A 19198-nucleotide genomic window follows, 5' to 3' on the forward strand; every position below is an offset into this window, starting at 1 on the left:
GGCGGCCCCGGGCCGGGCATGCGGGCCCGGCCCGGGGCCGCCTCCCCGGCGCTGTCCGGTCGGCGCTGTCGTGCGCTATCCGGCCACGCGGCTGTCGAACACGTGCAGGTACGCGTTGACCGGGCGGATCTCGGTGATCTCCAGGCCGGCCTCGGTCATCAGCGAGGTCATGCTCCCGGTGGAGTGCTTGGCCCCGCCGACGTTGAGCAGCAGCATCAGGTCCATCGCCGTGGTGAACCGCATCGAGGGGCTGTCGTCGACGAGGTTCTCCACCACCAGCACCCGCGCGCCGGGCGGGGCGGCCTCCACCACGTTGCGCAGGGTCCGCCGGGTGCTGTCGTCGTCCCACTCCAGGACGTTCTTGATGATGTAGGCGTCCGCCTTCACCGGCACCGCGCTGCGGCAGTCCCCGGCCACCAGCCGCGCCCGCGCGGAGAGCTCGCCTCCCTCGCGCAGCCGCGGGTCGGCGTTGCGCACCACGCCCGGCAGCTCCAGCAGCGTGCCCTCCAGCCGGGGGTACTTCTCCAGCAGCTCCGCCAGCACGTGGCCCTGGCCGCCGCCGATGTCCACCACCGTCGACGCTCCCGACAGGTCCGTGGCCCGCGCGAAGTCCTGCGCCGACTGCCGCGAGGAATGCGTCATCGCCAGGTTGAAGACCCGGGCCGAGTCGGAGGCCTCGTCGTGCAGGTACTCGAAGAACTCCTTGCCGTACAGGTCCTTGAAGACGCTCCGGCCGGAGCGGACCGCGTCGTCCAGGCACGGCCACGCCTGCCAGGTCCACGGCTCGGTGCACCACAGCGCGATGTAGCGCATGCTGTTCGGGGTGTCCTCGCGCAGCAGCCGGGACATCTCCGTGTGGCCGAACCGCCCCTCCTCGTCCTCCGTGAAGATCCCGTAGCAGGACAGGGCGCGCAGCAGCCGGGTCAGCGCCCGGGGTTCGACGCCCACGGCGGCGGCCAGTTCCTCCGCGCTCGCCGGGGTCTCGCCCAGGACGTCCGCGACGCCGAGCCGGGCGGCCGCCCGGACCGCCGCGGCGCAGGCCGCGCCGAAGACGAGTTCGCGCAGTCTCATGGACGGATGCTCGGTGGGGGCGGTGGTGGTCATGGTGGAGCCTTCCTGCCTGGCCCGTGTCGGGCGGGGATCGTTGACGTTCGTTGAGGTCCTCGGCCGGGGCCGGGCACGGGCCGGGCCGCCCCGAGTGCCGGGCTGCCGGGCGCTGCGACCGGTCAGCAGCGTCCGACCGGTTCGGAGAGGCGGCAGACGTTCGCGGTGAAGAGGTTGCGCGGCCCGCCGTCGCGGTCCGCGAGGTCGGCCGAGCCGTTGTCCACCGCCACGTTGCCGCGGACGGTGTTGTCGGTGCTGGGCCCTCCGACGTAGCTGCGGAACAGCACGATGCCGCCCGACAGCGGGGAGGCGCCCACGTTTCCGGTGACGTCGTTGCCGGTCACCAGCGTCTGCTCGACCCCGGTCAGCACGATGCCGCTGCCCTGGACGTAGGGCAGCCGGTCGGTCGCCGGGCAGTAGGCGTTGTTGGAGGTCACCAGGTTGTTCCGGACCGTCAGCGCGCCCGCGCGCGGCCGGGTGTCGTCGCCGACCACGAAGATCCCGCCGCAGTTGCCGTCGACGGTGTTGTTCTCGACGCTCAGGTTCCGGGCACGCCGCACGACGATGCCGAACCGGTTGCCGAAGACCCGGTTGCCGGCGATCCGGGCGCCTTCGGTGTCGATCGCGCCGCCCTTGCCCTCCATGACGTTCGCCAGGAAGATCCCGGCCTGCCCGTTGCCGTGGGCCGTGTCGTCGTGAAACTCTCCCCGGGTCGACTTCTCCTGGTCGATGCCCTGCTGTCCGTTGTCCTCGGCGAGGACGTCACTGACCGTCAGGCCGTCGGTGCCGGAGGCGAAGATCCCGTCGGTCGCGAACCCGGACACCGTGAGCGACTCGATCCGGGCGCCGGACACGGGCTGCTCCGGCGTCCCCGACACGCAGATGCCGTTGCCGGCCCGAGCGCAGTCGTCGGCGGCGGCGGTCCTGGCCGCCGTCGCGGTTGCTGTTGCCGTTGCTGTTGCTGTTGCGGGGGAGATGACCGTCAGCGGCCCGGCGCCCCGAAGCGTCACGCCCGACGTGGTCAGCGTCACGCTCCCGCGGTAGTGCCCCGGAAGCACGAGCACGGTGTCCCCGGGCCGGGCCTCCGCGACCGCGGCCTGGATCGACTCCCCTGGATGGACCACGTGTGTCGTCTGCGCCGTCGCCCCGGCCGCGGGAACGGCCGTGATGCCGCCCAGCAGTGCGACGGCGGCGCCGGTCAGACCATGGAACCGTCCTGCGACCATCTCTCAACCCGCTTTCCCAGGAGGATCCGGCGGGGGTTCCCGCGCTCGGCCGCCGGTCCGGGAACCGCCCCGCTGACGCGTGACGTCCGCGCCGCCGGCGCGCGTGAGCGTCCTGTCGAACGTACGAGAACGCATCGGTTCGCGCACGTCGAGAGCCCAGGAGTTCCCCCTGCTGACGCAGCCTCATGCGCCGCTCGGAGTAGCCGAAGAAGCGGTGTGAGGGGCTCGGTGCGCAGGGCGGGACTGGCGCCGGCGGGTCGACACGCGACAGTCCCGTCAGTAATCCCGTCAGTCAGCGAGGAGTTGGACGCCCTTGCGGTGGTGCGGGCCGCGGGGGCCGTAGTCGATGTCGGCGCCGTGGTTGCTGCTGGCGGCGATCATGGCGGGGATGTCGTGCGGGTCCATCACCGACTCGATGAAGATCATCGTGTCGTTCGGCGCGCTCATCGCCTTCCGCAGGTCGTCGCCGGTCCTCACGACGAACGAGCGGGCCGTCGTCTCCGGGCAGAGCACCTTCGGCAGCTGCGCGTACGCCCAGTTGGCGACGTCGTTGTAGTGCTCGTCCCTGCCGAGGTAACCGCGCTCGATGGTGTAGCCGCCGTTGTTGATCAGCAGGATGACCGGCTTGTGATCGTGCCGCAGGATGGTCGACAGCTCCTGGGCGGACTCCTGGAACGAGCCGTCGCCGATGAAGAGCAGGTGGCGACGCTTCGGAGCCGCGGTCAGCGTGCCGAGCAGCGCGCCGACCGCGTAGCCGATCGAGCCCCAGTTCACCGAGCCGACGAAGGTGCAGCCCTTCGGCAGCTGGAGACCGAACAGCGCGTACGACGTGCCGTTGTCCACCAGCAGCACGTCCCCGGGCTTCACGTACTCCTGGACCGCCTTCCAGTAGGCCGTCTGCTTCAGCTGCGCCGAGCCGTCGGTCTCCGGCAGCGCCGGCATGCTCGGTCGGCGGATCGTCCGCTCCGCGACCGGCGACACCGCGTCGATGACCCCCCGCAGCACCTCCTTGAGCGTCACCGCCTGGAAGTTCTCGATCCCGACGTCGGCCGAGTGGCTGCGGAGGCGAATCGTGTCGGCCGGCAGCTGGGCCGAGAAGTCGCCCGTGGTCACCTCGATCGGCCGGTAGCCGATCGTCAGCAGGCACTCGCTGTCCTCGACCGCCGCGACGGTCTCCGGCGCGCTCGCCTTGCCGTTGTACGTGCCGACGAAGCAGGGCGAGGTCTCGTCGATCACGGCCTTCGCGGTGCTGCACGCCGCCACGGGCAGCTTCATCTTCTCGGCCAGCTCGAGGACCTCGTCGGCCACGCCGAACCGGTCCACGTCCAGGTCCACGAGGATCGCGGCCGACTTCGCGCCGGACAGGTGGCTTGCGATCGCCGACACGCACGAGCGCAGGCGCTCGGGGTCGCTGGGCGGCTGCTCGAGGGAGAGCGGCTCCGCCGGCACCTCGATCTCGAGACAGGCGATGTCGGAGGGCAGTTCGATGTACACCGGAAGCTTCTCCCGCCACGAGGTCAGGATCAGCCGGTCGATCTCGATCGCGGCGTTGTACGGAGTCAGCCGGGCCTGCGCCACGGTCACCTGGGCGAAGGCCGCCAGGAAGCGGTCCCAGGTGCCGTCGGCCATCGTGTGGTGCATCCCCTGGCTCCGGTCGATGGACCGCAGGGGGATCGACCCGCAGATCGCGATCACCGGTACGTGCTCGGCGTAGCAGCCCGCGACTCCGTTGATCGCGCTCATCGCGCCCACGGCGTTGGTCACGAGGAACGCGCCCATTCCGTTCAGCCGTGCGTAGCCGTCGGCGGCGTACGAGGCGTTGAGCTCGTTGCAGTTGCCGACCCACGTCATCACCCCGCTGTCCTGCATCTGCTGGAGCAGTTCGAGGTTGTAGTCACCGGGGACGCCGAACATGTGGCCGATCCCGGCCTCCGCCATCCGGCGGAGCAGGAAGTCACCGATCGTCATCCGCTTGGTCTGAGCCGAAGGCATCACAACGTTCTCCGATGCGTGGGGGTTGGGACGCTGCCGCAGCGTCACGCTAGGGCTCGGCCGACACGGGCGCGCGGGGGAGGACCCAGCCGGGTGACCGGCGCCTCGGCGGCCCCTCGACCGGCGGAAGGTCGGGAGGAGCCGCCCACGTGAGGTCCGCTCCAGTCGCTGTGCCCCCGGGCGGGCCGGGGCGCGTCATCATCTATGCTTCCCGGTGGCCGCGGGGCGGTTGTCGGGCGCGGTGCGCGTAGGCGTAGAGCGGTCAGTCGCTGGGACTCCGGTGGGTGCCGGTGTGCGTGTGGCTGGGTCCGTCAGGACCACGAGCGCGCGAACGGATGACACCCTGAGGGAGAAGCGAGGTATGCCGGTGATCTGCGTCGGAGGCATGATCGGGATCGGCAAGACGAGCGTTGCCGAGGTCCTTGCCAAGGCGCTGGGCAGCGAGGTCTTCTACGAGAGCGTGCAGGACAATCCGATCCTTCCGCTCTTCTACACGGCGAGCCCCGAGGAGATCCAGGCCAAGCGCTACCCCTTCCTGCTCCAGCTCCATTTCCTGCGGACCCGGTTCGCCTCGATCAAGGAGGCCTACCGGCAGGGCGACAACGTCCTCGACCGCTCCATCTACGAGGACTGGTACTTCGCCAAGGTCAACCATGAGCTGGGCCGGATCAGCTCCCTCGAGATGCAGGTCTACGAAGGGCTCCTCGACGAGATGATGCGCGAGATCGAGGGCCTGCCGTACCGCAAGGCTCCCGATCTCATGGTCTACCTCAAGGCGGACTTCGAGACGGTGCTGCATCGCATCGGGCTGCGGGGCAGGGATTTCGAACAGGATGAGAGCCTCGTCGAGTACTACCGGACGCTGTGGTCGGGGTACGACGACTGGGTGCAGAAGCACTACTCGGCCAGCGAGGTCCTCGTCGTGGACATGAACCGGACGGATGTGGTGAACAGCCCCGAGGACGCGGCCCGGGTCGTGCAGGAGGTCAAGGACGCCCTGGCGGCGGTGGCCCGCCGCGCCTGAGCACGGTGTGACCTCGGCTCCGCAGGGCCCGCCCCGGGACCAGTGGTGTGAACCGACGGTGTGTCAGACGGCCGCGGAGGCGCGGCCGGGTGTCAGGTGACCCACAGTGGCCAAGGACAGGCCACCGAAAGATCCACGACACGAGCGGAGACGCGTTCATGGACGACGGCCGCACGACCCTCCGGAACCACCGGACCGAGGATCGCCGCGCCGTCGGCGCGCTCGGCGCCGGCACGACCTCGTCCGCTCCCCGGTCGCGGCGCCGACGGACCGTGTCCGCCCTGGTCGCGGCGGTGACGCTGGCTCCTGCCGGTCTCATCGCGACGGTGACCCCGGCATCGGCGGCCTCCCCCTGCGGGCTCGGCACGCCCGTGGTCGTGGGCATCCACCGGGCCTGCGTCTACGAGCAGCCCGGCACCGCCCTGTTCACCGTGCCCGCGGGCGTTGCCGAGGCCACCTTCGCCCTCGACGGCGCCCACGGCGGAAACGGCGCCGGGGTCGGGGGCGGCAGCGGCAACTTCGGCGCCGTCGGCGGCAGGGTGGTGACCACGATCGGGGTGACGCCCGGACAGGTCTTCCGGATCACCGTGGGTGGGGCGGGCGGCCTCATCACCGGCGGCTTCAACGGCGGCGGCACCGGTGCCGACGGCATCGACAACTCCTCCGCCGCCAGGGGCGGCACGGGTGGCAGCGGTGGCGGCGGCGGAGCGTCCGACGTCCGTATCGCGCCTTACACGGCCAACGACCGGATCATCGTCGCCGCGGGCGGCGGTGGCGGTGGCGGCAACGGCGGCAGCGCCTATTTCAAGAACGGCGGCCACGGCGGTCTCGGCGGCGCCGGCGGCGCCGACTTCCTGCGCGGCAGGGCCGGCACCAACGGCCTCGCCGGCAACGACAGCAACACGCACAAGGGCGGCCAGGGCGGCGGGGGTCTCGCCGGCACCGGTGCCGGTGACACCGCCGCCGGCGTCGGCGGCGGGGGCGGTATCGCCGGCGGTGCGCCCCTCTCACACTCGCACCCCGGCGTCGAGGGCGGCCCGGGCGGGCTCGGCGTCGGCGGCGACGGCGGCCGGGGCGGCGCCGGGCAGCACGGCGGCGACGTCTTCGACGACGGCGGCAGCGGCGGGAGCGGCGGCGGGGGAGGCGGGGGCTACTACGGCGGAGGCGCCGGTGGCGGCGGTGGCGGTGGACTGGGCGGAAACTCGGCCGCGACCGGCGGTGGCGGCGGTGGCGGTGGCGGCGGCAGCAGCTTCAGCCGCTCCTCCACTGCCACGTACTCGGCCAGCCGGCTGACGGGCGACGGGCAGGTGACCGTCTCCTACACCGTGAAGGACGCGACCACCACGACGCTCACCTCCCACCCCGACCCCTCGGACGTGGGACAGGAGGTGGTCTACACAGCGACCGTGTCAGGCGGCGCCGTCCCCACCGGCACGGTGACCTTCGAAGACTCCGGCACCCCGATCGGGGTCCCGGTACGCCTGCTGCCCGGCGGCGAGGCCTTCCTGGTTCACAGGTACTCCCAGGCCGGCACGCACACCGTCACCGCCGTCTACAGCGGAGACGGCACCCACCAGGGGAGCACCAGCGCGCCGTTGACCCAGACGGTGCGGTAGCCGCCCGCGGTCGCCACCACCAGCCTCCGTCTCAGATAGCCGTGAGCGCGCTGCGGGCCTCCGCGATCCACTGCTTCAGCTCGTCCTTGGACACGACCGCGGGCTCCTTCGCCAGTGCGGCCCTGTTCGCGAGGATCTTGTGGACCTCTTTGCCGTGCTGCTTCTGCCACCGCTTGAGTCGCACCGGGTCGACCACGTTCTTGGGCTTGAGCTGGTGCAGGCCTTCCAGGCGCGCGGCGAGGTCGAGGAACTCCTCCGCCAGGCGCTCCCTGTCCGTTGCCATGTACGCTCCATCGAGTGCGGGGCACACCGTGTGGCCCAGGATGCACACCTACCATGCCCGAGTATCCAGTACGCAGTCTGAGCTCTGATTCTGGTGACGGGGACCGACAAGGGCCCGGCTGCCCGCCCCGTCACCCGAAGGGCCCCGATTCACGGGGGCATACGAGTGGCGACCCTCTGCGCCCGGATGCCCACGCCCACCGCCTGCGCCAGGCTGAACGAGCCCGGCACACGGGCCGGACCCCGCGCACCAGCCCCCGGAGAGCCTCCCTTGTTGATCGTCGTCGTCCTGTCCGTCCTGCTCGTCCCGCTGTTCGTCCTGCTCGGGTGGATGACCGTCGAAAGCTGGGCCGCCCGCAGACGCGCCCGGCCCGCCGCGCAGCCGGTCCCTCCGGCGGGCGAGCCGCTCCACGTGCAGGAGCGGCCGGCCCCCTCCACGGCAGGATGACTCCCACGGTCCGCCGACCGAACGGCATGCGGGATCGGCGGCGGGCGCCGACGGCGGCCCGGAGCACCACGTCGAAGGCGTCAGAATAGGGGAGTCCCGGCCGCAGGCGCGCGCTCGCCATCAGCGTCTCCGCACCGGCGGCATCTCCCCTCGCAGAAGGAAGTTCATGAGCACTGTTGACCACCGGGCGGCCGTCGCCGCCGAGACCACCCGGTTCGTCGGCGTCGTGGAGTGCGCCGACCTGTCGACTCCGGTCCCGACCTGCCCCGGATGGACACTGGGCGACCTGATCCGGCACGCCGGGAGCGTCCAGCGCTGGTTCGCGGTGCTGCTGCGCGGACGCATCCAGCAGCCGCCGACCAGCCGCGACGTCGAGCTCAAGCTGCCCGAGGAGGTCGCCGGTTACCCGCAGTGGCTGGCCGACAGCCTGGCCGAGGCCACCGGCGCCATCGACGCGGGCGCTCTCGACGAGCCGATGTGGGCCTGGGGCGTCGACCAGCACGCCCGCTTCTGGGTGCGGCGGATGCTGTTCGAGACCCTCGTGCACCGGACCGACGCCGAACTCGCCCTGGGCCTGCGTCCGGAGATCGAGCCCGCGCTCGCGCTGGACGGCGTGGACGAGTTCCTGGTCAACCTGCCGAACGCCGCCGGGTTCGCGCCGAAGACGGCCGAACTGCGCGCCGAGCACCGCGCCGTCCGGTTCAGCTGCCCCGACGGCGGCTGGCTGGTCCGGCTGCGTCCCGACGGCTTCGGCGTGGAGCCGGACGCCGACGGCCCGGCCGACGCCTCCGTCCGCGCGGCGACCGCGGCGGACCTGCTGCTGCTCCTCTACGGCCGCTACGACCGCACCGCCGACGCCTTCGAGCTCTCCGGCGACCAGGGCCTGCTCGACCACTGGTTCGCCCACTCGCAGTTCTGACCGGCCGCGGACGGCGCCCCACGGGCGGAACGCGGCAGCGACGGCGGCCCTCGAGGGCCGCCGTCGCTGCCTTTCCTGCCGTCAGCAGGTGAGGTTGGAGCCTGCCGGGACGCCGAGGATGGAGGTGAAGGACTGGTAGTCGTTGACGCGGTCCTGCATCTCGGCGGTGTTGCCGCCGTTGCACTCGATGCTGCCGTTGATGCTGCGGATGGTCTCGCCGAAGCCCGCGCCGTTGACCATGGCGTTGTGGGGGGTCATCGTGCCGGGACCGGTCTGGGTGTTCCAGTACCACAGGCCGGTCTTCCAGGAGGTCGCCGGGTCGGACGCGACCAGGCCGGGGTTGTCCAGCAGGTCGATGCCGAGAGCGTCACCGGCGGCCTTGTAGTTGAAGTTCCAGCTCAGCTGCATCGGACCGCGGCCGTAGTAGGCGTAGGTGCCGGCGGGGCAGCCGTAGGACTCGCTCGCGCAGTAGTTCCCGGACTGGTCGACCTCGTTGACGTAGACGAGACCGCCGGTCTCGTGGTCGACGTTGGCGAGGAAGGCCGCGGCCTCCTGCTTCTGCACGGTGGCGCTGCCGGTGGTGGCGAAGCCGGGGTAGGCGCTCAGCGCGGCCACCAGACCGCTGTAGGTGTAGAAGGAGTTCCGGTTCGGGAACATCTGGTCGAACTGCGCCTCGCTGACCACGAATCCGCCGGAGCCGCCGGTGCCTCCCCCGCCGGAGCCGCCGCTGCAGCTGTAGGGGGACCAGTACCAGGTGCTGATGGTGGGGTCGTAGCCGGGGTTGTCATGGGTGGCGATGTAGTACTGGCCGTTGGGGGTGTACTGGACGATGGCGCCGGTCGCGTAGGACTGTCCGGCCACCCAGGCGGGGTAGTTGCAGCCGCCGCCGGTACCTCCGCCGCCGGAACCGCCACAGGCGCCCTGGTCGGCCCAGACGCCGGAGCCGCCGGTGGAGGGCGTCTCGCCCTGCGTCCACCACTTCGCCTGCCAGTTGTCGCCGTTGTAGGAGGCGGTCATCCCGCCGGTGTAGACCGCGCTGGAACTCCAGGGCGCGGCGCAGTCCGCGGCCATCGCGGGGCTCGCGGCGCCGAGGACGGTGAACGATCCGAGGATGCCGACCAGGACGGCCAGCAGCGCCGCGATGCGCTTGCCGCGGTGGGGTGTTGGGGGGTTGAGTCGCATGTGCCACTCCGGATGTGGGGGTGAGTGGAGAAGACCCACAGCAGCAAAGCGTCATTGGTCCAGACCAGTCAAGGGCTGCGATGAGATTTCTGGCTGAACATGACCAATAGTCACCAGTCACTCAAGACAATGCGGCGCGTGCTGGGCGCCGTGATCGGGACCGCCGGGCTCGCGTTGGCGGGCACTGCGGCCGCCGCCTCGGCCCAGGCTTACGGCGACCTCAACCTGCACATGGTCTGGGCGCGTGCGAGGGAGGTCGGGACCGGAGCGGTCCGGTCTGAAGGATCGCGTCCCAGGGGTGCATCAGGGTTCTCTCACCCAGACCAGTTCTTGCGCGAACTCCTGGTCAGGCGGATGGGCGTGTACGGGTGCGGCTCGGATCGGGCGCGCCTCGCGCGCTTGCGACGTGCGCCCTGGCGGTCTCGGCCGTGGTGACGGGATGCTGCTGAGCACGGGGCAGCCTCGGGTCCGGGCTGTCGGGTGGGGTGGGATCCGAGTCCGGCCGGCCTCGGCGCGGTCAGGAGAGTCAACGGCTGTGCGTGCGTCGCTCGGGCGGCACCGGTCCGCGGCCGGCCGCGGTGCCGCCGCCATTCGGCAGATTCGCGTCAACCAACCGACAACGCAACAGGAAAGGGAACCCGCATGCCCGTCGTGATGACCATGCGCTGGCCTGGTGCCACGCCTCAGCAGTACGACCGCGTCAGCGAGCTGGTGGATCTGGAGGGCGATGTCCCGAACGGACTCGTCCTGCACGTGGCCTCCTTCGCGGACGGCGCCCTGCACGTGACCGACGTCTGGGAGAGCCGTGAGGATTTCGAACGCTACCTGGCCGACCGGCTGGGGGCTGCGATCAAGGAGGCAGGCCTCGAAGGGGCGCCCGAGACCAGTTACGCCCCGCTCCACCGCCGGTTGATCCCTCCAGGCGTTACCGGCACCACCTGAACCGGGACGTGCCGATCGCGGCGCGCTTCGGGCAGGCAGCGTTCGAGCTGCTCGGCGCGGGACGCGATGACGTCTCGCCGCCCATCCGGGCTCGCCGCACAGGACGACGACCCGGACGGCCTCACCCGAGCGCTCGTCCGGGACGCCGACCATTGGCGCACTCAGGTCGGTGCCGGTGTGCACCCCGCCGTCCCCGAGTCTCGGGACGGACGTCCGGCTCGCGCCCGCAGGCGCCCACGCCCTGCGGGCCGCGCACGGTGATCCCGCGAGGCCGGCTCGTCCTGGAACCACACAGGACGCACCCTTCGAAAGCGGCACAGCCGCACCACCGACCGGACCCGCACGTGCCGGTTTCAGAGTCCGTGCCGGGCTCGCTGAGCTTCGAGAGCCTCTCGGCCCGTCGGGCCGGACCGAGTGGCCCCTGCCGTACCTGCGGCGACGGCACGACGGCAGGCGGACAAGGGGCCGGTCGGCCCTTGGCCGACGCCCCGGACGGAGCGAACGCTGGGGGATGAACGATCGTGGTCCTCGCCGACGAGGCCGACAGGGCCTGCTCGCCCGCGGACGGAGCGGGCTGGTCACCGGCGTCGCCGAGGCGGACCCCCGGGGACGTCGACCCGTCAACGGCTACGTCAACGGCTAGGAGGAGGAGAGGTGGCCATGGACGGCCGGACCATGGGACCTCCTGATACGGATCCGTCCCGAGCGGATCACCGGGCGCGAGCTGCGGCCCAGCGGCACGGGGCCGACCGGGAACGAGCAGTGAGAGGAGCCCGCCATGCACGCGGCACTCGGAGACCAGATCGTCGTGGACGGCACTCTGCCGGGCGTCGTGCGGCCGGACGGTGAGGTCGTCGGCCTGCACCACCCCGACGGCAGCCCGCCGTTCGACGTCCGCTGGTCCGACGACGGCCGGACCACCGTCTTCTGCCCCGGGCCGGACGCGCACCTCGTTCACTTCGTCCACCCCGACAGGAACGGAGGCCGCAGCCATGCATGGAAGCGGTAGCCCGCACGTCGTCAGTGACGTGATGACGCAGACCGTTGTTTCGGTGGGCCAGGACGCCCCCTTCAAGGACATCGTCGCGCTGATGAACCAGTGGCAGGTCAGCGCCGTCCCGGTGACCGCGGGCGAAGGCCGCGTCGTCGGCGTCGTCTCCGAGGCGGACCTGCTGCCCAAGGAGGAGTTCCGCGACAGCGAACCCAGCCGCCCCGAACAACTGCGCCGCCTCGGCGACATGGCCAAGGCGGGCGCGCTCACTGCGGGCGAGCTGATGACCGCGCCCGCGGTCACCGTGCGCGCTGACGCGACCCTCGCCCAGGCGGCGCGGGAGATGGCGCAGCACCACGTCAAGCGGCTGCCGGTGGTGGACGAGTGGGGCATGCTCGCGGGCATCGTGAGCCGGGCCGACCTGCTGAAGGTCTTCCTGCGCCCGGACGAGGAGATCGCGGAGGAGATCCGCCGGGAGGTCGTCGCCTACCTCTTCGGAGGGGACGCCACCGGCGTCGTCGTCCACGTCGCCGACGGCGTCGTGACACTGACCGGCCAACTGGCGGACACCACGCTCGTCCCTGTCGCGGCACGGCTGGCGCGCGCGGTGGAGGGCGTGGTCGACGTCCAGTGGGACGTCAGCGGACAGACGCTCGTCGATCGCTGAACCCGGGCGTCCTGCGGGGTGTCGTCCGGAAGTCGGCCCGGCAGGTCGTCGAAGGCCGCCTTCCATGCCATCGCGTGCAGCGCGGCGGTGTCGGTGAGCATGCCGTCGGTGTCGAAGACCGAACCGGCGGGGCCGTCGATTCCGATCACACGGCCAGTAGGGCACCGGTGGCCCGCGGGCGCGGCCTGGACTCGGGCCGGTCGGCGGGCTGAACGGCCCTGGGACGTCGGGACGGCGCAGGCGACGCTCGAGGGGAGGGGCCCCGTCGAACCAGTGAGGAGCCCGCCATGACCGTTCCGAACGGACGCCTGCCCGTTCTCGTGGGTGTGTCCCGCTCCGAAGCCGCCGTCTGGGCGATCCGCTGGGCCGCCGACGAGGCGGACCTGCACGGGCTGCCGCTACTGATCGTGCACGCGCAGGAGTGGCCGTCGGCGGTCCCGCCGGCCGTCGAGCCGGGAGAGAGCGGCCACCTGTGGGCGTCCCACTTCCGCGCCGCAGGTCGGGCGCTCGTGGACACGGCACGCGCGGAGGCGTTGCAACTCCATCCCGGACTGGACATCAGCCTGGCGCTGGCCGAGGGGAAGCCGCACGACGTGCTGCTCCGGTTCGGAGCGGAGGTCTCCCAGGTGGTGCTGGGGACGAGGCGCCTGGGCGACGTGGAGGCGCCCTTCGTCCGCAGCCGTGGCGCGGGACTGTTCGGGCGACTGCCTTGCCCGGTGGTGCTGGTGCCGCAACCGGCGGGGCCGCAGCCGGAGCACGGCGGCACGGTGGTGGTCGGGGTGGACGGATCGGCGGCCTCCGAGGCCGCAGTGGCCTACGCCTTCGAGGAAGCGGCCCTCACCCGTTCCCGTCTCCTCGCCGCCGAGGTCCGCAGGCCGCACAGCGCAGCCCGCCCGGGGTTCTACGAGGAGGCCCGGCTGGAACTCGCCGAGGCGCTGGCGGGCTGGCACGAGAAGTACCCCCAGGTCGAGACGGAGCGCGAGGTCCTCACCGGCTACCCGGCGGCTCTGCTCGCCGAACTCGCCCGGCACGCCCGCTGCCTCGTCGTCGGCAGCCACGGGCGCAGCGGCTGGCACGAGGCGCTGCTCGGGTCGACCACCCGATCCCTGGTCCACCACACGCCCAGCCCGCTCGTCGTCGTGCCGCCGCAGTACACCGGAAGGCTGTGACGTCCCCGCCATCGACCGTCGCCCGGGACGGCTCCAGGACCTCCTGCGTGCCGCCGGTGGAGCGCCGGTCGCGACACGGCGAGCGTGGTGGGCCGCGCGGGCGACCCGGCGCACGTGTCCGGTCGCCTCAGAGACTTCTGAGTGCGGCCGACGGAGTGCGGTCCGCCCGCCGTGCAGAGGGATCGGGCTCCGGCCGCGGCCGTGCGATGGCCGCCGCCGCCCGCAACAGCTCAAGCAGTTCCGGGTCGCGGGGAACGGCCGCGTTCCGACGCCGGCGGGCGGCCCGGCGCCTCGCCACGAGGCGGTACTTGACGTTCATCGTTCTCCACCCTCCGACCGGCCGGTTCGTCACCCCGACGCGTCCACCATGCCGCCCGGTCAGTGCGGCGGGGGAGGTCCGCACGGCCCAGGTCGCCGCGGCCGGGCGGCACGACCGGTGCCCGAAGGGCCCTCGACACGGTGCAGCGGGAGGCGACGGCCGAGGCGGCCACCCGAGGATGTCGATCGACGAGGACCCGGCTGGGACGGCAGCCCGCGTCGTCGCCGTCGATGCGGGGCGAATGACGTCGGTGGGTCGGGGTCCCCGACCCCGGGCCATCCGCGCGGTGGCAACCCGCCGACCGTATGGCCTACCGGGCGGTCAGACCACTCTGCGGTACAGCCAGACCCCCAGCGGGGCGAAGGCGGCGATGATGGCCGCGTCCCATGCGAGCGCCAGCCAGATGTCGCTCGCCGCCGGGGTCCCGAGGACCAGGTCCCGCACGGCCTGAGCGGTCCGGGTGACCGGCTGGTGCTGGGCGAACGCCTGGAGCCAGCCGGGCATCGTGCTGACCGGGATGAACGCTCCCGAGGCGAAGACCAAGGGGACCAGGAGCGGGAAGGCGGCGGCCTGGGCGGTCTCCGGGTCGCCGACCCACAGGCCGACCACGGCGAAGATCCAGGACATCGTGAAGCCGAACGCCATGACCAGCAGCACGGCCGCCAGGAACGCCGCCACCGAGCTGTGCAGCCGGAACCCGACCGCGAAACCGGCTGCCGTCATCAGGGCCACCACGAACACGTTCCGGGCCAGATCCGCGAGCGTGCGGCCGGACAGCACCGCGGAGCGGGACATCGGCAGCGAACGGAAGCGTTCCATCAGGCCGGTCTGCATGTCGGTCGCCAGTCCGATGGCGGTGTTCATCGCCCCGAACACAGCGGTCTGCACGAAGATCCCAGGCATCAGGTAGTCGACGTAGGGCACGGAGACCACGCTCCTGCCGATGACTCCGCCGAACACGTAACGGAACATCAGCACGAAGACCAGCGGCTGGATCGTGGAGAAGACCAGGAGCTGCGGCACCCGCACCAGCCCGACGAGATTGCGCCAGGCCACCGCCAGCCCGTCCCGGACCGGGGCTTCCAGGCGCTCCCGCGCCCTGCCTGTCGCGCGCGTGGCGGCGGACTGCCGGGTGACTTCTCCGGCGGTCACGGCGCGCCGTCCGGACCGGCGGCCGACGACGGTGGCTCCTCCTGGTCGGCGGCTTCGGCGCGATGACCCGTCAGGGCCAGGAACACGTCGTCGAGGCTGGACTCGTGGACGGCGACGCCGCGCGGCGTCAGCGCGTGCTGGTCCAGCAGATGGAGGATGTCCAGCAACAGCCGGGAGCCGTCCCGGGCGGTGATCCGAAGGACGGCGCCCTCCCGTTCCGGACTCCGGGAGAGCTGCTGAGCGATCATTCCTGTCGCCTGCCGGGCACGGTTCTCGTCGGGCATCCGCAGCTCGATGACAGTGTTGCCGAGTCGTTCCTTGAGCCGTGCGGGCTCGTCGTCCGCGATGAGCCGACCCGCGCTGATGACGGCCACCCGGCTGGCCAGGCGGTCGGCCTCCTCCAGGTACTGGGTGGTCAGCAGCACGGTCGTACCGGTGCCCACCAGTTCGCGGATCATCTCCCACAGGGCCAGCCGACTGGCCGGGTCCAGCCCGGTGGTGGGCTCGTCCAGGAAGAGCACCGGAGGGTGCGGGACCAGGGCGGCCGCCACGTCCAGCCGCCTGCGCATGCCGCCCGAGTAGGTGCGGACCGTCCGGTCGCCGGCCTCGGCCAGACCGAAACGCTCGAGCAACTCGTCCGCCCGGGGCCGGAACCTCCTTCTGGGAAGCCGGGTGAGACGGCCGATGAGCCGCAGGTTCTCTCGGCCGGTGAGGTTGGGGTCGACGGCCGCGTACTGGCCGGCCAGACCGATCAGTCCGCGGACGACGGCGGGTTCACGCACGACATCGTGGCCGAGGACTTCGGCCCTGCCGGTCGAGGGGCGCAGGATGGTCGTGAGGATCCGGATCGCCGTGGTCTTGCCCGCGCCGTTCGGGCCGAGCAGGCCGAAGACCACTCCGGCCGGCACCGTGAGGTCGACCCCGTCCAGGGCCGTCAGTGAACCGAACCGTTTGGTCAGGCCCTGAGTACTGATCGCTGCCGACGAAACCAAGCGCACCCACCTGCCCCGTAGCCAGGCGCCGATCCTCAGGGCTGTTCGGGCCCGGTGCCCGGTTTCCATACTCCGCCCCTCCTTCGACGCCCGCCCACCGATGTACCGGCGCCCCACGTGGCGAGTTCGCCGGGTTCGCCCGATTCCCGGGTCAGGCGGGCATCGACTGCGACGACGGGTGAGCCGCGGTAGCGTCGCCGTATGGTGCACGTCGTCGATGTGGCCCAGGGACACGCGGTGGCGCTGCCGCCGCCGGGGCGGCGCGCGCTGCGGCTGCGTGTGCATCTGGCCTGCCCGGGTCTGGTGGCAGGGTGGGCGGAGGTGCGGGCGCTGGTCGTCGCGGACGTGCTGATGCGCGCCGTGGAGATGGAAGGAGCGCAGGTCTTCCCTTCGCTCGCGGTGCCGGACCTGTCGTCTCCGGAGCTGAGGCGCCTTGATCGGCTGCTGGCCTGCTACGGCGTCCGTGTGCCTGAGGTGGACGACGAACCGAACGCCGATGTCCATGTGCTGACCAGCACAGCCCGCCCTCCGCGTGGGTCGGGCGTCGCGCTGCGGGTGGGGCCGACGAGCGTCGCCGCACAGATTCCGCCGCTTCCCCGAGAACCGACGGACCACGACGCGTCGGTGCGACGGTGCGCGTTGCTCGCCACTCCCTGGCGCGAGCCGGTTGCTGCGGGCGCGGCCGACCTGATGGACGCCGCGGTCGCGCTGGCGGGCTGGCGCGCCTACGTGGCGAGTTGGTCGCATGCCCCGTCCGCGCCGGTGCCGCCGACGGTCCGGGATCGTGCCCGCGGGCTGCTCGACGCAGAGCTGGACACCCCGGGACTGCTGGCGCTGCTGCGTGAGGTGGCCGACGATACGAGCCTGCCTGACGGGGCCAGGTTCGAGGCGTTCGTGTGGCTGGACCAGGTACTCGGCATCGAGCTCAGCCGCGACGTCGGTCACGGCTGAAACCCGTAGCCTTGCTGGAGCTGCGGACGAGACCACCTTCCCTCCGAAGCTCCGGGGCCCGGCGTCGACGACGACTCGCAACGCGCTCGGGCCCGTCGCTGAGCACACCTGGGCGACATCGTGCCCGCACCCGGCCCCTTCTCGGGATCGCGTCGGTGACCGGTTGCTGTCCCGGCGGCTTTCCGCTTGCCTGACTACCTCCCGAGGACGCCCCGGGTGGCCTTGCGTCTGCTACGGCCGTTGCATGAAGGCATGAGCACTCTCAACGACCTGTTGACCGAGATCGACACGTGGCCTGAGCCCATCGAGCGTGACGACGTTCGCGAACTCGTTCAGCGAGCCTGGGGCATCGCGATCGGTCATGGGCAGTACAGCCCCAGGATGGTCGATGACGAGGACGATCTCGAACCTCACGGACTGGAGGGTCGGATGCTTCGCCTCGAGGAGGCGCTGCGCCGAAGCGGCCTGTCCGACAGTGAGATCGCTCAGATCTAGATCGGCCACCTGGTGCCGTGACAGCCGACGTTCGCCATGTCGTGAGGCGCCGTCGGGAGAACGGGTCCGGGGCCTCCTCGCGCATCCGCCGGCGTCTGCGTCGTCGACGACCGCCGACGAATCAGAGGTCAGCCAGCGGCAGGCCGAGGAGGTCGTGCCATGCCCGGCGGCCGGCGCAGGTCACGACGAGGGCACGGGTTGTGCCGATCCGTGTGATCCAGCCGGCGGTGCGCTCGACACCGGTGACAACCGTCTCCAGGCGACCTCGGCGTCGCGGCGCGACCCGGTCGACCGGCCCGTTCCGGAGATCGGCGACGAGTTCGCCGCCGGCCGCGCGCTCGTCGACCTCGGCTACCGACTGCTGCGCGCGGGCAACTCGGACTCCTCTGACAACACCGTCGACGTCCCGAAGTGAACGCCGCGAGTGCTCCGCAGGTGGATTCCGGCCGGGCGCTCGCCGGGGACTGCTGGTGGCGCGAGATTCCGGACGCGTCCGTCGATGCCTGCCGCACTGTGGACGCTGCGACGGGAAGAGCGGGAGTCGGGGCCGGTCGGCCCTGTCCTCCGCTTGCACCGTGCCGAACGCTGGAAGGGAAGGAAGCCCGGGGCGTCGGCCGTTGCCGCACCCGCTGGCGCGTCGCCGTCGTCCCGCGCTGGTGACGGACCGAGAAGGAGGCCTGACCATGTTCGCGGCATCCAACGACAGAGCGGATGTTCCTCACCGCCCTGGTGACCTCGGTCGCCGGATCACTCGCCGACGCCAGGAGCTCGGCCTCTCGATTGACGAACTGGCCGAACGCGCCGGCATGGCGCCCGCCTTCCTGGAGTGGGTGGAGACGCGTCCGGCCGAACTCGGCACAGGTAGCCTCGCCCGCATCGCCGCCGCCCTCGACACCTCCCGGCAGGAACTGCTGGGCGGCGACCTTGGCGCCCCACCGGGCCGCACCGGACCGGACCGGCGCGCGGTTCTGGCCGAGCTGACCGACCAGGAGTGCCGCAGTCGCCTCGGGCAGCAGGGGGTGGGTCGTGTGGTCTTCCAGATGGGCGACGCGTTGATCGTCAGGCCCGTCAACTACCGGGTGGTGGACGGTTCCGTCCTCTTCCGCACGCAGCCTGGCGGAGTGCTGGCCGGGGTCGTGGGACGGCGGGTCGTGCTGGAGGTCGACCGTCTCGACGAGGCGCTGGCCCAAGGCTGGAGCGTACTGGTGTCGGGCGTCGCCGAGGAGGACCGCCGGGACATCGACCGACCCGGCGCGCAGCAGGAGGAACCGCAGCCCTGGGCGGAAGGGCCCCGCGAACTGCTGGTCCGCATCCACGCCTCGAAGATCACCGGGCGGGAACTCAGGCCCCGCACCGGGATGCCGGAGCCGCCGCCTGGCGCCGGGTGAGAGGACTCCCGCGACGGGCCACGGATCACCGGTCGACTCGGCCGCCGCCCTCGAGTCTCGCCGCGACGCGAGCCCTGGCCAGCAGGAGTGAGGCCTCCATAGCGGCTTGCCGCAACCGGGCTGTCTTCGCTCGTTCCGCGTCCGACACGGCCCGTGTCCGTGCCCGCTCGGCTTCCGGTTCGGGCCCGGGCCCCGTCCACTGCGGCGGATCAGGAATCAACGCGCGGTACTTCGCGGACACCTGTTCGCAGTGGGCGTCCAGTTCGGCTCGGGCTGAGCCCTCGGGGTCCCTGGGGGGCCAAGCCCGCGCGGAGCGGGACCATCGGCCCGCGGGTGTGG

General features: G+C 71.8%; 19 protein-coding genes. 12 read left to right on the plus strand and 7 right to left on the minus strand.

The features are described 5' to 3' along the window. Positions 1 to 75 precede the first annotated feature (75 nt). From TR50_RS10440 to TR50_RS10450, 3 genes are all read right to left on the minus strand, one after another. On the minus strand, positions 76 to 1104 hold the full coding sequence (locus tag TR50_RS10440; protein ID WP_042418153.1) for a methyltransferase: 1029 nt from the start codon (positions 1102 to 1104) through the stop codon (positions 76 to 78). A gap of 122 nt (positions 1105 to 1226) precedes the next feature. After that, positions 1227 to 2330: a right-handed parallel beta-helix repeat-containing protein gene (locus TR50_RS10445; protein WP_174514824.1), complete on the minus strand. Its 1104-nt coding sequence runs from the start codon at positions 2328 to 2330 to the stop codon at positions 1227 to 1229. Positions 2331 to 2618: 288 nt separating this feature from the next. Then, positions 2619 to 4322: an alpha-keto acid decarboxylase family protein gene (locus TR50_RS10450; protein WP_042418154.1), complete on the minus strand. Its 1704-nt coding sequence runs from the start codon at positions 4320 to 4322 to the stop codon at positions 2619 to 2621. 361 nt (positions 4323 to 4683) lie between these two features. Between TR50_RS10450 and TR50_RS10455 the strand changes: the two genes are divergently transcribed. Both TR50_RS10455 and TR50_RS49715 read left to right on the plus strand, forming a co-directional pair. Beyond that, positions 4684 to 5346 (plus strand): deoxynucleoside kinase, encoded by a 663-nt coding sequence (locus TR50_RS10455; RefSeq protein WP_042418157.1) that lies wholly within the window; start codon positions 4684 to 4686, stop codon positions 5344 to 5346. Between the two features lie 158 nt (positions 5347 to 5504). Beyond that, positions 5505 to 6962 (plus strand): Ig-like domain-containing protein, encoded by a 1458-nt coding sequence (locus tag TR50_RS49715; RefSeq protein WP_052440902.1) that lies wholly within the window; start codon positions 5505 to 5507, stop codon positions 6960 to 6962. A 31-nt stretch (positions 6963 to 6993) separates the two neighbouring features. Here TR50_RS49715 and TR50_RS10465 read toward each other — a convergent pair whose 3' ends face one another. Further along, positions 6994 to 7245 carry a hypothetical protein gene (locus TR50_RS10465; protein WP_042418160.1) on the minus strand — a complete coding sequence of 84 codons (252 nt, stop codon included), beginning with the start codon at positions 7243 to 7245 and terminating at the stop codon, positions 6994 to 6996. A gap of 273 nt (positions 7246 to 7518) precedes the next feature. On the opposite strand from TR50_RS10465, the gene TR50_RS46645 reads away from it, so the two are divergent. Both TR50_RS46645 and TR50_RS10470 read left to right on the plus strand, forming a co-directional pair. After that, the gene (locus TR50_RS46645) at positions 7519 to 7692 is read left to right on the plus strand and encodes a hypothetical protein (protein WP_160311102.1); all 174 of its coding nucleotides are present in this window, start codon (positions 7519 to 7521) and stop codon (positions 7690 to 7692) included. A gap of 166 nt (positions 7693 to 7858) precedes the next feature. Next, positions 7859 to 8611 carry a maleylpyruvate isomerase family mycothiol-dependent enzyme gene (locus TR50_RS10470; RefSeq protein ID WP_042418163.1) on the plus strand — a complete coding sequence of 251 codons (753 nt, stop codon included), beginning with the start codon at positions 7859 to 7861 and terminating at the stop codon, positions 8609 to 8611. Between the two features lie 81 nt (positions 8612 to 8692). Here TR50_RS10470 and TR50_RS10475 read toward each other — a convergent pair whose 3' ends face one another. Beyond that, complete coding sequence (locus tag TR50_RS10475; protein ID WP_042418165.1) at positions 8693 to 9793, minus strand: glycoside hydrolase family 19 protein; 1101 nt, start codon at positions 9791 to 9793, stop codon at positions 8693 to 8695. 642 nt (positions 9794 to 10435) lie between these two features. Between TR50_RS10475 and TR50_RS10480 the strand changes: the two genes are divergently transcribed. The 4 genes from TR50_RS10480 (at position 10436) to TR50_RS10495 (ending at position 13562) form a co-directional block, all read left to right on the plus strand. Next, positions 10436 to 10735: a hypothetical protein gene (locus TR50_RS10480; protein WP_042418168.1), complete on the plus strand. Its 300-nt coding sequence runs from the start codon at positions 10436 to 10438 to the stop codon at positions 10733 to 10735. 778 nt (positions 10736 to 11513) lie between these two features. Continuing rightward, positions 11514 to 11744 (plus strand): DUF1918 domain-containing protein, encoded by a 231-nt coding sequence (locus TR50_RS10485; RefSeq protein WP_052440903.1) that lies wholly within the window; start codon positions 11514 to 11516, stop codon positions 11742 to 11744. Positions 11745 to 11766: 22 nt separating this feature from the next. Continuing rightward, positions 11767 to 12393, plus strand: coding sequence for a CBS domain-containing protein (locus TR50_RS10490; protein ID WP_439654211.1), 627 nt, complete (start codon positions 11767 to 11769; stop codon positions 12391 to 12393). Positions 12394 to 12680: 287 nt separating this feature from the next. Beyond that, positions 12681 to 13562: a universal stress protein gene (locus TR50_RS10495; protein WP_042418174.1), complete on the plus strand. Its 882-nt coding sequence runs from the start codon at positions 12681 to 12683 to the stop codon at positions 13560 to 13562. Positions 13563 to 14202: 640 nt separating this feature from the next. Here TR50_RS10495 and TR50_RS10500 read toward each other — a convergent pair. Both TR50_RS10500 and TR50_RS10505 read right to left on the minus strand, forming a co-directional pair. Continuing rightward, positions 14203 to 15033 (minus strand): ABC transporter permease, encoded by an 831-nt coding sequence (locus TR50_RS10500; protein ID WP_236654362.1) that lies wholly within the window; start codon positions 15031 to 15033, stop codon positions 14203 to 14205. After that, on the minus strand, positions 15030 to 16025 hold the full coding sequence (locus tag TR50_RS10505; RefSeq protein WP_042418371.1) for a daunorubicin resistance protein DrrA family ABC transporter ATP-binding protein: 996 nt from the start codon (positions 16023 to 16025) through the stop codon (positions 15030 to 15032). The genes TR50_RS10500 and TR50_RS10505 overlap by 4 nt, the downstream gene beginning before the upstream one ends. A gap of 201 nt (positions 16026 to 16226) precedes the next feature. On the opposite strand from TR50_RS10505, the gene TR50_RS42440 reads away from it, so the two are divergent. From TR50_RS42440 to TR50_RS10525, 4 genes are all read left to right on the plus strand, one after another. Next, positions 16227 to 16976 (plus strand): hypothetical protein, encoded by a 750-nt coding sequence (locus TR50_RS42440; RefSeq protein WP_052440904.1) that lies wholly within the window; start codon positions 16227 to 16229, stop codon positions 16974 to 16976. 252 nt (positions 16977 to 17228) lie between these two features. Then, positions 17229 to 17471: a hypothetical protein gene (locus TR50_RS10515; protein ID WP_042418177.1), complete on the plus strand. Its 243-nt coding sequence runs from the start codon at positions 17229 to 17231 to the stop codon at positions 17469 to 17471. A 154-nt stretch (positions 17472 to 17625) separates the two neighbouring features. After that, positions 17626 to 17886 carry a dsRBD fold-containing protein gene (locus tag TR50_RS10520; RefSeq protein WP_052440905.1) on the plus strand — a complete coding sequence of 87 codons (261 nt, stop codon included), beginning with the start codon at positions 17626 to 17628 and terminating at the stop codon, positions 17884 to 17886. A gap of 268 nt (positions 17887 to 18154) precedes the next feature. Beyond that, complete coding sequence (locus TR50_RS10525) at positions 18155 to 18859, plus strand: helix-turn-helix domain-containing protein (RefSeq protein ID WP_042418179.1); 705 nt, start codon at positions 18155 to 18157, stop codon at positions 18857 to 18859. Positions 18860 to 19198 lie beyond the last annotated feature (339 nt).

Source organism: Streptacidiphilus anmyonensis, from assembly GCF_000787855.1.
Lineage (GTDB): Bacteria > Actinomycetota > Actinomycetes > Streptomycetales > Streptomycetaceae > Streptacidiphilus > Streptacidiphilus anmyonensis.

Coding starts and splice junctions, on each gene's coding strand:
- TR50_RS42440 (WP_052440904.1), top strand. CDS start 16,227: ATGGTGCACGTCGTCGATGTGGCCCAGGGACACGCGGTGGCGCTGCCG.
- TR50_RS10445 (WP_174514824.1), bottom strand. CDS start 2,330: ATGGTCGCAGGACGGTTCCATGGTCTGACCGGCGCCGCCGTCGCACTG.
- TR50_RS10470 (WP_042418163.1), top strand. CDS start 7,859: ATGAGCACTGTTGACCACCGGGCGGCCGTCGCCGCCGAGACCACCCGG.
- TR50_RS10480 (WP_042418168.1), top strand. CDS start 10,436: ATGCCCGTCGTGATGACCATGCGCTGGCCTGGTGCCACGCCTCAGCAG.
- TR50_RS10485 (WP_052440903.1), top strand. CDS start 11,514: ATGCACGCGGCACTCGGAGACCAGATCGTCGTGGACGGCACTCTGCCG.
- TR50_RS10490 (WP_439654211.1), top strand. CDS start 11,767: ATGACGCAGACCGTTGTTTCGGTGGGCCAGGACGCCCCCTTCAAGGAC.
- TR50_RS10495 (WP_042418174.1), top strand. CDS start 12,681: ATGACCGTTCCGAACGGACGCCTGCCCGTTCTCGTGGGTGTGTCCCGC.
- TR50_RS49715 (WP_052440902.1), top strand. CDS start 5,505: ATGGACGACGGCCGCACGACCCTCCGGAACCACCGGACCGAGGATCGC.
- TR50_RS10450 (WP_042418154.1), bottom strand. CDS start 4,322: ATGCCTTCGGCTCAGACCAAGCGGATGACGATCGGTGACTTCCTGCTC.
- TR50_RS10525 (WP_042418179.1), top strand. CDS start 18,155: ATGTTCGCGGCATCCAACGACAGAGCGGATGTTCCTCACCGCCCTGGT.
- TR50_RS10515 (WP_042418177.1), top strand. CDS start 17,229: ATGAGCACTCTCAACGACCTGTTGACCGAGATCGACACGTGGCCTGAG.
- TR50_RS10475 (WP_042418165.1), bottom strand. CDS start 9,793: ATGCGACTCAACCCCCCAACACCCCACCGCGGCAAGCGCATCGCGGCG.
- TR50_RS10455 (WP_042418157.1), top strand. CDS start 4,684: ATGCCGGTGATCTGCGTCGGAGGCATGATCGGGATCGGCAAGACGAGC.
- TR50_RS10440 (WP_042418153.1), bottom strand. CDS start 1,104: ATGACCACCACCGCCCCCACCGAGCATCCGTCCATGAGACTGCGCGAA.
- TR50_RS10465 (WP_042418160.1), bottom strand. CDS start 7,245: ATGGCAACGGACAGGGAGCGCCTGGCGGAGGAGTTCCTCGACCTCGCC.